We start from the raw sequence: 12,069 nt of genomic DNA, 5'->3' as shown, positions 1-12,069 counted from the left end.
TTGCTTTGACTTTCGCCTATCTCAATCGAGCCAATGGCGCATCGCATACATAGGTAGGCATTGCCTTTGCCACGAATCAGGAATGGCCTGATAATCTCTTCCGAGTCGCGCGGACAGGCCACACATGGCGGATACAGACGATTTCGAAAAGATGATGGAGATGCTGTCTGGTCTCACCGATGACCAGGGCACACCTCAGTTTGCCCGGCTCTCAGCAGAGATGCCGAAGCTGGCCACTCGGCTCGCAAAGTTCGGAATGATTGGTACGGCCGCCATCGTCAGTGGCCTGATGACAAGGCCCGAGAACCACCCGGCCTGGCCTAGGCTCGAACTCCTGCAGCATCTTGTCCTGACCCATTGCCGCGGACGCGAGATTCCGACGTCCGCTCAGATCCGTGCAATCATTAACGACACCATATCGAATTCTTCCATCGCCATGGCCGAAGACCCGTCATCTGACGTCTTCGTCACGAATGTTGGCGGCTACCAGGGCAATGTTCGCCTGTTTGAAAGCAATTGGAACGACAACGACTATTCCTTGGAATCCTGCCTTCTTGCGCTCACCTTATTGCCAGAAGCGCCCTGGAAGGAAAGCACAATCAGGTCGGTGTCGGCGTTTCTGCGCTGTGCTGAATACATAGGCGTCACCTCAGAACTGAAGCGAAACACCTGGCTCGAAGTCGTCCCCAGACAGCCACTTTTGGTCACGACAAAGCTCATGAAGGACTTGAGCTTCCGCGTAATGATTCCGAAGCGGTATTTCTCAGATCAAGCCATTGCCGACCTAGTGCCGTTCACACTGCAGCATGCCGATCTGGACATCATGCTCCAAGGCGAACTTGGCTCATCGATACTGAACAGAAAACCACTCATCCTGACCAACGACTTTATCTGCTTCGCACTGCCACCGGCAGCAAGCCCGGCGGCCCGGCAGTTCATCCTGGACCGTGTGCAGGTGGCGGGCGGCCTGGGCCAGTTCGCAAAAGCAATCGCAACAGTCCAGTGCCAGGATATGCGCTTCCACGGAAGACACGGATGGCGCATCCGGCAAATGGATGCCGACGAGTTAGGCTTCCAGCCTGGACCGGATGAGCTTGTTGGTCGGTTCGACGATGGCGGCTATGTCCATGTTGTCTATCTACCCGGCGACCTCGGTTCAATTGTCGATAAAGGCCTGATGAACGGCGAAACTGACGCCACGCCCACTGAGACGCTAGTAGAACAGCGGGCTGCACAACTGACAGCACGTCCGGATTATCGTCGCGGCCTTCTTATTGTCGTGTTTGGCGGCGTTGGCGGGATGTTCAAATTTAATCCCAAAAAGCTGCCCGACGACTGGAACATGCTCGGATTGCGGTGTGGCGATTTTGTCCGAATGGCGGGTGACCCCGAGACGAGTGCCATGCGGGCCTGGAAGCTACTGGAACAGGAGGATCTCCTCCGCCAGCGCGGCGTCACCATCATGAACCTCAGCGGTTTTATGGGTCTGTATTCCTTTGCCCGGAAACAGGATTTTAGCTTGCTGCCCAGAGAAATGGGACAGGGCATGCTAACGCTCGACGCTACCTTTGAAGCGCCGCTGCGCCACCACCTTCGGACGATGGCAGACGCCCACGTCGTACCTTTGCCACGGGTCCACGCCTTCACCGGTGTCCAGCGATTCATCCCCAGCTCTTACATGAGCGGAGTCGAACCTCTGCCGATGTACTACAGCCCAAACCTGCGCGGCGGTGGCCTGATGGCGGGCTGCCGGGAAACCGACCGCCGTGTCTGGTGGGTCGAAATGCATCAGGGAGAGAATAACGACTATACCCCGTTCGCCTTCGCCCTGTGGGACCTGTCGCTGTGCTGGATGACCCGCGTGGCCACCGAAGTCGAAGCAATTCTCCCCAACCTCCCCCTCGGTGCTCTCGCCATTGTCGTGAAGGCACCTGCGCTGTCGGACCATGATCTGTCCCAGTTGCCAGTGGCCGACCCCGTGGTCGCACCCACCGTAGCCGTTGAAGGGAACCTAGCCACTATCAGCTGCTCGCCAGAGTTCGTCACCTCCTTCCGCCTTCCCGAGAACGACGGCGATCGCATGATGGTCGCCGCGATGGTCCGTGCCGCCTTTGGCCTTGCCAATACCCCTATTGATGAAGCCCAGGTAGCCGCCGTGGTCGCCGCTGTCATCCCAGACAGTCACGCGCGCTTCATCCACGCACGACCTGCCAACTCCATCCAAGACCACATTTTCCAAGGATTTGACCTGCCGCACCTTCGGCTCATCGAAGCAGAAGACCTATCTTGGGCATATTACGGGCTACCCGAAGCCGCTGGCTGGATCGGAGGCCCAGGCATCGTGCCAGCCGACCAGACGTCCGGCGTGCTGCACCGGACCGTCGATGGCTTGTGGCAGCGCATTAAGGCAAAGCTGCAGAAGTTCAATCGCTCCAGCACAATCGCCAAAGCTCTCGCCAACTACGAATCCATCGAGCGAGATCGCTCCTTCGGCAAGACAACTGCCGCAGCGACACTGTCCTTGTACGAGCCACGCGATGTAGTTTTGACCTATGCCATTAACCGTGAAGGCCGCCGGTCCCTTGCGGGCCTCGCCAGCCGAGTCCTTGCCGAAATGGCAGTTTGCGAATGTCCGGCGAACGGTGGCCTCCCACTGACCGGCATTGACCTTGACACCCTGATCGCCGATATCGCAGTACTGATTGAATGCGCAGGCCATGGTGACAGCCTGCGATACGGCTTATCGACTGACCCTTTGGTTGTTCATCCTAACGGTACCTTCGGCTTTGACACTTCGGTGATGTTGAAGCTCCAGGCTCCATACATGGAAGCGCACGGCACCCGCCAATTCGTATCTGCTGCTACTGCCTATGCGAAAGCCTATGAAGTCCGGGCGGATGAGCCTTCGGAGCCCCCTGGCACCGAGCTTGATGACGCATTTACAGCAGAATTCGGCCTGACAATCGGCGCACTTGGCGCTTTCACCGGAGAAGTCTTCAATCGATGCGTCGAAGCCCAGAGTTCGCAGGCCTTCCTGAAGCGCTCTGCTGTCGTGGAGATGCTGCGCAATGCAGGTGCAAGCGACCCTGGAAAAGCCTTCTCCTCCCTGACGCTTCTTCCGCGCACAGCCTGGGATGAGAAGGTCCCGCAGAATGCCATGCCGCGGGACTGGTATCCGTGGCGCTACAATCGCCGCCTGTCCATCACCCGCCGTCCAATGGTGCAGGTCGATACCGCTGAAGACCCGCTCATTCTCGCCATGCCCACATTGCTCGGCCTCACTGGTCGCTTCCTACTGGAGGTCGTCGGAGGCAACCTGCCCAATACGCTCTTCGATTCAGAAGCTATGAAGGCGCTAATCGGCCGCGCAGTCGACCGCGAAGGACATGCCTTCGAAGTCCAGGTTGCCGATCGACTCAAGGAACTCGGCTACCAGGCCCGGGAGGTCGAAATGACCGAGATAGGCGGTACTGCTGAACAGGGCAACATCGACGTGCTGGCGTGGCGGCCCGGTAGCACAGGCGTCCTCATCATCGAGTGCAAGCGCCTGGCCTTTGCCCGCACGCCTGGCGAAATTGGCGAGCGCCTTGAGGAGTTCTCCACAACTGGCGGAACCGGCAAAAAACGCACCCCCATCCAGAAGCACATCGATAGGATGGATTTTCTCAATGGCGCCAGACCAGCCGTCGCGCGGGTTACCGGCATTCCAGCCGACAAGCTGGCCCTGAAATCTGTTCTCGTCACCGATATTCTGGTTCCGATGCAGTTCTCTCAGGCTGCTTTGGGCATGGTCGATGTTGTGGCCGACTACAGTCAGCTGCAGGATAAGTTCGGCACATGAAAACTAATGCAATTTGGAATGGGGAATCACTGTGGAGCCCGTAAATTATTCCGCGCACGCAATCGAGGGACTAAAGCAATTTGCGGACGATCTGTCGTCCTGGGCTCCCGCCAGCTATCAAGCATTGCACAACGTAATCGGGATGCTTCAAGACGGCGTTAAGTTTTTGCTGCCGAACAAATGTGAGTTGCTCGACCCCACCGAGCTTGGTCAGACGCACCTAGACCTCATCAAACTTCCATTCCCTTGCACAATTTTCGAAGCCCCATGGCACGGTGAAGGGGACATCATTTCAGTCGGGGACGTGAAGCAGGTGCCAGCTACGAAGAGAATTGCACTTTGCTGGGAATCAACTTCCGACTATGAACCGCTTCCCAGATTGGACAAGATTCATAAGTCATTCCCTAAAGGAGGAATATTCGTCTATTCGATATTTTGGGTGCCAAGCTTCAATCGCTGGGTTCCGTCCGTTGGGGGGTGCTTCGTACCGTACGACAACAAAGTGATTAAGCTGGATTTGGAGAATGCGCTTCCAGCAAGCCGAATAGCGAATGAAGCGGTCATAAAATCAGGATTGGCGCAGGAAAAGGGGGCAAAGCAATACAGATCTGAACCGTTTTTCCTACTTCCTGAAGTGTTCGAGCGCTCAGTCCAGGCCTACGGCTCAAGCGACCGAGCATTCGCCGATATCCTGATGGAGACACGCGACGAAACGATGATGCTTATCCAAGCTTGCAGTGTCCTGAACTGTGCGAATATCGAAACTGGTGAAATCGAAGCGCCTATAGCACTCAACAAGAAACGAGTTGCCAAAGGTTTGCAGCCATTCTTTTCCTACAAAGTCCTTCAGCTTTCGGAAAAGAGGTTCGGGGGCGATGACAGCAATTTTGGAGGCACTCATGCAGCGCCACGGATGCATCTTCGGCGCGGGCATCTGAGGCGCTTGGAGACCCGGACTATCTGGATACGACCGGCAATGGTGAACGCGAACAGCGCCATCGGAATTGTGGAAAAGGACTACAAGCTCCGCAGAAAGACTGATTGAAGCAGCCGCCTCACAAGTTCAGTCCGCCTTATTCCAGCTACATGCCGCCGGGCGAGTCGCGGCCAAACCAGACAGCACTCCGGTACGGGTCAATGCCGCAGCTTAAAGCCGCCCGTATAGCCGCTGGGAGCTTCAGCGTCCGGCAACATCGCCTGGAAGCCGGTCAGCATCTCGACAATGGGTCCTAGATCCGTCGTTCTGCCGTAATCGAACATCTCGATTGGGCGGTACCGGCCCTGGGTAGCCAGCCAGCCGATAGCGGCAACCAGCTTTGGCTCAGGTCGGCCGTCGGAGACCACCGGGACCACCGCGCCCAGAACCAGGATGCCCGACCATCCAGCCTCCGCCTCACAGGCGTCTATGACTGCATCCAGGGCGTCCTGGATTTCACCCTCAGCCATGGGCAGCCGAAGGCACTCTATAGGCACACCAGGGGTCTCCGGGCTGGCGAGGAGTAGATAGTGTTCAGCTTGGTACCATGGGCGGTGTCCTTGGGGGGAGTGTTCCCAAGGATGGGGGGAGGGCGAATGCAAGGATGCGCGTCTAATACGGAAAAATGGCTAGACGGAAATGTGCGCCAAAGTACCGATTTTTGACGCCAGGATAGCCAAGATACCTTTTTTTCCAGTAAACCGCCGAAAAAATCGGACAGCTACTGACAAAACCGGACAACTATCGTGGCACTTAGCACAAAAATCAGATATCGAGATTCACCACGTTCAGCGCATTGCCCTGAATGAAATCACGGCGCGGCTCGACGACATCCCCCATCAGGGTCTCAAACACGTTGTCGGCATCCTCGGCATGGTCGACCTTGACCTGCAGCAGGCTGCGTGCCTCGGTGTCCAGCGTGGTCTCCCACAGCTGCTCGGGATTCATCTCGCCCAGACCCTTGTAGCGCTGCATGGTGATGCCGCGCTTGCCGGTGGCCTGTACACGCTCCAGCAGATCAATCGGGCCGCGCAGCGGATGTTTTTCATCCTTGCGGCGCAGTTCGGCCGCCTGCATGTAGGTGGCCTGCAACTCGCCGGCCATCTCGTTCAGCTTGCGCGCCTCGGCCGAACGGAACAGCTGGCCGTCCAGCACATAGCTTTCGGTATAGCCGCGTAGCGCGCGTTTGACCACCAAAGTGCCGTCCCCGGCGGCTTCGGCCACCCAGCCGCGCTCCAGGTCCGGCGTCATCTGGTTCAGCCGGTTGGCGAGTGCCTCCGCCTTGGCCGGGTCGGTAACGATATCGGCCTGCAGCATGCCCAGGATGGCCGCCTGTTCGACAATCCACGGATTATAGCGCTTGCCGATCGCGGTCAGCAGCGAGCGAGCCATACGGGCATGATCGAGCAGGATCTTGAGATCGTCGCCGGCACGCTGGCTGCCGTCATGCAACTGCAGCACGGCGCCCTCCATGCCTTCATTGATGAGGAAATCTTCGAGTGCCGCCTCGTCCTTCAAGTAGCGCTCCGACTGGCCGCGCTTGATCTTGTAGAGCGGCGGCTGGGCGATATAGAGATGGCCGGCATCGATCAGCGGCTTCATCTGGCGGAAGAAGAAGGTGAGCAGCAGCGTGCGGATATGAGCGCCGTCCACATCCGCGTCGGTCATGATGATGATCTTGTGGTAGCGCAGCTTGGCCAGGTCGAAATCGTCATGGCCGATGCCGGTGCCCAGCGCGGTGATCAGCGTGCCGATTTCCTGCGACGACAGCATCTTGTCAAACCGCGCACGCTCGACATTCAGAATTTTGCCGCGCAGCGGCAGTACCGCCTGGTTGGCGCGGTTGCGCCCCTGCTTGGCCGAGCCACCCGCCGAGTCACCCTCGACGAGGAAGAGTTCAGCCTTGGCCGGATCGCGTTCCTGGCAATCCGCCAGCTTGCCCGGCAGCGAGGAGATATCCAGCGCGCCCTTGCGCCGCGTCAGTTCGCGCGCCTTGCGCGCGGCTTCGCGGGCGGCGGCGGCCTCCACCACCTTGCCGATGATCTGGCGCGCATCGGATGGATGCTCCTCCAGCCAGTTGGCCAGCAGGTCGGTGACCATGCCCTCCACCACCGGCCGCACTTCCGAGGACACCAGCTTGTCCTTGGTCTGTGACGAGAATTTCGGATCCGGCACCTTCACCGACAGCACGCAGGTCAGGCCTTCGCGCGCGTCTTCGCCGGTGATCGAGACCTTTTCCTTCTTCAACACGCCGGTTTCGGTGGCGTAGTTGTTGATGCAGCGGGTCAGCGCGCCACGGAAGCCCGCCAGATGCGTGCCGCCATCGCGCTGCGGGATGTTGTTGGTGAAACACAGCATCGTCTCGTGATAGCCGTCGTTCCATTCCAGCGCCACTTCGATGCTGATGCCCTCGCGCTCGCCACGGATGGCGATCGGCGGCTTGTGCAGCGGCGTCTTGTTGCGATCCAGGTAGGCGACGAAAGCCTCGACGCCGCCCTCGTAGCGCAGTTCGACCCGCTTGGGCTCGACGCCGCGCATGTCTTCCAGCACGATCTTCACGCCGTTGTTGAGGAAGGCCAGCTCGCGCAGGCGATGCTCCAGCGTGGCGAAATCGAACTCGGTCTTGGTGAAGGTTTCCGACGACGGCAGGAAGGTCACTTCCGTGCCGCGCTTGCCATCGGCGGGGCCGACCTCGGCCAGCGGCGCCACCGGTTCGCCATGGGCAAACCGCATGTGATAGGCCTTGCCGCCACGCCAGATGCGCAGGTCGAGCGTCACCGACAGCGCGTTGACCACCGAGACGCCGACACCGTGCAGGCCGCCCGACACCTTGTAGGAATTCTGGTCGAACTTACCGCCGGCATGCAGCTGGGTCATGATGACCTCGGCCGCCGACACGCCTTCTTCCGGATGGATATCGACCGGAATGCCGCGGCCGTTGTCGCGCACCGTAACCGAACCATCGGGATTGAGGCCGACATAGGCCTCGTCGCAATAGCCGGCCAGCGCCTCGTCGATGGCGTTGTCGACCACTTCGTAAACCATGTGATGCAGGCCGGTGCCGTCATCGGTGTCGCCGATATACATGCCCGGGCGCTTGCGCACCGCATCCAGGCCCTTCAGCACCTTGATGGCGGAGGAATCGTAATTCTCGCCGTTGCCTTCATTGCCCTGCGGATTCACTGCTTCGCTCATCGTCCTGTAACCTCAACTGCCAATCAGCATGATACGGCGGCCCGCGGCGTCACCACGCCATCGGTCACCGTGAAAAATTCCGCCCGGCCGGACAGACCTTCAAACAGGTCTTCATCCGTACCGGTCAACCAGACCTGCCCGCCTATGCTGAGCAGCTCCTCATACAAGGCCGCGCGGCGGCGGCCATCCAGATGCGCCGACACTTCGTCCAGCAGCATCAGCGGCGCCATGGCGCGACGGGCGCGGATCAGGCGTGCATTCGCCAGCGTGATGGCAATCAGCAGCGCCTTCTGCTCGCCGGTCGAACACTGTGCGGCCGGCTGGTCCTTGTCGGCATGCCACACCGCCATGTCGCTGCGATGCGGGCCTTCGGTGGCCGCCCCCGCGTCGCGGTCGATGCCGCGCCGGTCGGCCAGCAGCGTCCGCAGTTTCTCTTCCGCCGCCAGCGCCGGCATATCGGCCAGCCAGGTTTCGACCGGCCCCTGCGCCGCCAGCCTTGCCCGCGGAAACGGGCCGGTGGCCAGCGCCATGCCGGCCTCGATGCGGGCAAGGCCGTCGCGCCGCGCGGCCGCCACGGCCACGCCATGCTCGGCCATCTGGCTTTCCAGCGCCGCCAGCCAGGCCGGGTCGGCACCGCCAAATTTCAGCAGGCGGTTGCGTTCGCGCATCGCCTTCTCATAGGCCGCCACCTGGCGGGCATGACCGCCATCCAGGCCATAGACCAGCCGGTCCATGAAGCGCCGCCGCGTGGACAGACCCTCGACGAACAGACGGTCCATCTGCGGCGTCAGCCACACCACATCCAGATACTCGACCAGCCCGTTGGCGCTGGGCGCCGCCTCGCCATTGATGCGCACGACGCGACGTTCCGAACCATCGTCTTCGCCGCCTTCGGCCAAGCCGGTGCCAATCGCCACCGGGCCCACCATGCTGGCGAGTTCCGCCTGTGCCACCCAGCCCGCGCTGCCGCAATCGCTGCGGCTGACATCGGAAAGCTTCGCGCGGCGCAGGCCGCGGCCGGGGCTGAGGAAGGACAGCGCCTCCAGGATATTGGTCTTGCCGGCCCCGTTGGGCCCGGTCAGCACCACCGGCCCGCCAGTCAGGCGCAGATGCAGCTCGGCGTAATTGCGAAAGTCGCGCAAATTGAGCGACAGGACGGCGGTGCCGCCTGCTGTCGTGCCCTCATACGACTGTTCCGCAACCCGCGCCGCGCTGCGCAGCAACTCAGACTCGCATCGGCATCAGCACATAGAGCGCACCGTCGTCGCTCGGGTCGCGCACAACGGTGGGAGCCAGTGCATCAGCCAGCAGGAAGCGGGCATTCTCGCCTTCGATCTGCCCGGCAATGTCGAGCAGGTAGCGCGAATTGTAGCCCACTTCGATCGGTGCCGAGCTGTAGGCCGCCGTCAGCTGTTCGGATGCCGAGCCCTGGTCGGGGCTGGTGGCCGACAGCTCGATACCCTCGGGCTTCAGCGACATCTTCACCGCGCGGCTCTTCTCGGTCGAGATGGTGGCGACGCGGTCGACGGCGGCGGCAAAGGCCTTGCTGTCGACTTCCATCACCTTGTCATTGTCGCGCGGAATCACGCGCTCGTATTCGGGGAAGGCACCATCGATCAGCTTCGACACCAGCACCAGATCGCCAATCGCGAAACGGATCTTGGTATCGCTCAGCTCGATGCGGGCCTCGCTCGAGCCGCCTTCCAGCAGCTTGCGCAGCTCGCCCACGGTCTTGCGCGGCACGATCACGCCGGGCATGCCGGCAGCACCGGCCGGCAGCGGCGATTCCACGCGGGCCAGACGATGGCCATCGGTGGCGACCGCACGCAGCATCGGCACGCCGGCACTGGAGGCCGCATGCACATAGATGCCGTTGAGATAGTAGCGGGTCTCTTCGGTCGAGATGGCAAAGCGCGTCTTGTCGATCAGGCGGCGCAGCTGGTCGGCCGGCAGCGTGAAGCTGTGCGGCAGCTCGCCGGCGGCCATCACCGGGAAATCTTCCTTCGGCAGGCAGCTCAGCTTGAAGCTGGAGCGGCCGGCGCGCAGATCGAGGCGCTGTTCGGCCGCCGTGAAGGTGAGTTCCACCTCGGCACCCTCGGGCAGCTTGCGCACGATGTCGTAGAAGGTATGCGCGGCCACCGTGGTGGCGCCGGGCTTCGACACCTTGGCCGGCAGCTTCTCGACCACCGCGATGTCGAGGTCGGTGGCGGTCAATGCCAGCTTGTCGCCATCGGCTTCCAGCAGCACGTTCGACAGGATCGGGATCGTGTTGCGACGCTCCACCACGCTCTGGACATGGCTCAGGGCGGTCAGCAGAACGGCACGCTCGATGGTGAGTTTCATGGTTGGAAACCGGTCATGTTTTTGTTGGTTTGCGGCAGGAGCTGCCGAGTCCGTTAAGTATATCAAAGCCCCCTTTTGTACGCGAGGGATTTGCCCCCTTCCGGGGTCGTTTTTGCATATGCGAAGGGCCCGCCTTGTGGCGAGCCCTCGTTAATTTTAACTATATGATTTTATTGAGTTTTTTTTAAAACTCAACTTTCCAGTTTGCGGCGCAGCAAATCGATGTCTTCCGCGAAGGCGGCATCGATCTCGCGCAGCTCCTCGATCTTGCGCACGGCGTGCATCACCGTGGTGTGGTCGCGACCGCCGAATTTGCGGCCGATTTCCGGCAAGGAGCGCGACGTCAGCTGCTTGGCGAGATACATCGCCACCTGGCGCGGACGCGCCACGGCTCGCGCCCGGCGCGGCGAATGCATGTCGGCGAAGCGGATCGAGTAATGCTCGGCCACGCGCTTCTGGATTTCCTCGATCGTCACCTTGCGGTCGTTGGCGCGCAGCAGATCCTGCAGCACTTCCTGCGCCGAGGTGACGGTGACCGGCTTGCCGACCAGGCTGGCATAGGCAGAGATGCGGTTCAGGGCGCCTTCCAGCTCACGCACATTCGACGTGATGCGACGGGCGAGGAATTCCAGCACATCCTGCGGAATGTTGGTCAGGCCATTCTTCTCGGCCTTGGCCTGCAGGATCGAAAGCCGCAGCTCGAAGTCGGTCGGATGGATATCGGCGACCAGGCCCCAGCCCAGGCGCGAGCGCATGCGCTCCTCGATGCCTTCCAGATCCGACGGCGAGCGATCGCCAGAGACGATGATCTGGCGGTTCTGGTCGCACAGCGCGTTGAAGGTGTGGAAGAACTCTTCCTGGGTGCTTTCCTTGCCGGCGATGAACTGGATGTCGTCGATCATCAGCACGTCGACCGAGCGGAACTGCTCCTTGAAGGCCATCGTGTCCTTGAAACGCAGGGCACGGATGAACTGGTACATGAACTTCTCGGCCGAGAGATACACCACCCGGCGCTCCGGGAAGCGCTGGCGGATATGCCAGCCGATCGCATGCATCAGATGGGTCTTGCCCAGACCGACGCCGCCATAGAGGAACAGCGGGTTGTAGGTCACCGTCGGGCTTTCGGCCACGCGCAGCGCGGCGGCACGGGCCAGCTCGTTGGATTTGCCGGTGATGAAGCTGTCGAAGGTGAAGCGCGGATCGAGCGGCGCGGAGAGTTCGCGCTCGACATCGTCCATGTCGCGCACCTGCAGGGCCGGACGGGCCGGCGTCGCATTGATCGAAACCGGACGACCGGTCAGCGGCGACGGCGCGCCATGATCGGCCGACGGAGCAGATGCGGCCATCGCCTTGCTCGCCTGCGGCGGCTGGGTGGCGCCGGTCGGGCGGACATGGATGATGACCCGGCGGACATCGGCATTTTCCAGGCGCCAGATTTCACGCAGGCGTTCGCTGTAATGATTGGCGACCCAGTCGCGCATGAAACGGGTCGGCACGGCCAGATGAACATCGCCATCCTTGGCCAGGCCCTCATCGGCCAAAGCCAGAGGCTTGAGCCAGGAATTGAAGGCGGCATCGCCAAACGACACGCGCAGGCGGGCACGGACGCGCTGCCATTGCACGTCCAGCGGTTCACCCGGAATGCCGGCCGGTTGATTGTCCGACAATTCGGACATGGAGACAGATTGCGGCTGCGGTTGCGACGACTTGACCA

At 61.1% G+C, this 12,069-nt stretch carries 7 protein-coding genes; 2 read left to right on the top strand and 5 right to left on the bottom strand.

Annotated features, from left to right (window positions below; all coding sequences use genetic code 11):
- Positions 1–124 precede the first annotated feature (124 nt).
- Both AAG821_RS08595 and AAG821_RS08590 read left to right on the top strand, forming a co-directional pair.
- Complete coding sequence (locus tag AAG821_RS08595; protein WP_341910957.1) at positions 125–3,841, top strand: hypothetical protein; 3,717 nt, start codon at positions 125–127, stop codon at positions 3,839–3,841.
- A gap of 13 nt (positions 3,842–3,854) precedes the next feature.
- On the top strand, positions 3,855–4,886 hold the full coding sequence (locus AAG821_RS08590; protein ID WP_341910956.1) for a hypothetical protein: 1,032 nt from the start codon (positions 3,855–3,857) through the stop codon (positions 4,884–4,886).
- Between the two features lie 89 nt (positions 4,887–4,975).
- Here AAG821_RS08590 and AAG821_RS08585 read toward each other — a convergent pair whose 3' ends face one another.
- The 5 genes from AAG821_RS08585 to dnaA form a co-directional block, all read right to left on the bottom strand.
- Positions 4,976–5,287: a hypothetical protein gene (locus tag AAG821_RS08585; RefSeq protein ID WP_341910954.1), complete on the bottom strand. Its 312-nt coding sequence runs from the start codon at positions 5,285–5,287 to the stop codon at positions 4,976–4,978.
- A 295-nt stretch (positions 5,288–5,582) separates the two neighbouring features.
- Positions 5,583–8,012, bottom strand: coding sequence for a DNA topoisomerase (ATP-hydrolyzing) subunit B (gene gyrB, locus AAG821_RS08580; RefSeq protein WP_341910953.1), 2,430 nt, complete (start codon positions 8,010–8,012; stop codon positions 5,583–5,585).
- 23 nt (positions 8,013–8,035) lie between these two features.
- Positions 8,036–9,235 carry a DNA replication/repair protein RecF gene (recF, locus tag AAG821_RS08575; protein ID WP_341910951.1) on the bottom strand — a complete coding sequence of 400 codons (1,200 nt, stop codon included), beginning with the start codon at positions 9,233–9,235 and terminating at the stop codon, positions 8,036–8,038.
- A 1-nt stretch (position 9,236) separates the two neighbouring features.
- Positions 9,237–10,355, bottom strand: coding sequence for a DNA polymerase III subunit beta (gene dnaN / locus AAG821_RS08570; protein WP_341910950.1), 1,119 nt, complete (start codon positions 10,353–10,355; stop codon positions 9,237–9,239).
- Between the two features lie 191 nt (positions 10,356–10,546).
- Positions 10,547–12,031, bottom strand: coding sequence for a chromosomal replication initiator protein DnaA (gene dnaA / locus AAG821_RS08565; protein ID WP_341910948.1), 1,485 nt, complete (start codon positions 12,029–12,031; stop codon positions 10,547–10,549).
- Positions 12,032–12,069: the final 38 nt, after the last annotated feature.

The organism is Ferrovibrio terrae (assembly GCF_943372915.1).
GTDB lineage: Bacteria > Pseudomonadota > Alphaproteobacteria > Ferrovibrionales > Ferrovibrionaceae > Ferrovibrio > Ferrovibrio terrae_A.
The sequence above is the reverse complement of the archived record's forward strand: the minus strand, read 5'-3'. Positions and strand labels throughout refer to the sequence as shown.

Excerpts from the sequence above, each read along its gene's own strand:
- gyrB (WP_341910953.1), bottom strand. The coding sequence starts at position 8,012 with ATGAGCGAAGCAGTGAATCCGCAGGGCAATGAAGGCAACGGCGAGAAT.
- dnaN (WP_341910950.1), bottom strand. The coding sequence starts at position 10,355 with ATGAAACTCACCATCGAGCGTGCCGTTCTGCTGACCGCCCTGAGCCAT.
- dnaA (WP_341910948.1), bottom strand. The coding sequence starts at position 12,031 with ATGTCCGAATTGTCGGACAATCAACCGGCCGGCATTCCGGGTGAACCG.
- AAG821_RS08585 (WP_341910954.1), bottom strand. The coding sequence starts at position 5,287 with ATGGCTGAGGGTGAAATCCAGGACGCCCTGGATGCAGTCATAGACGCC.
- AAG821_RS08595 (WP_341910957.1), top strand. The coding sequence starts at position 125 with ATGGCGGATACAGACGATTTCGAAAAGATGATGGAGATGCTGTCTGGT.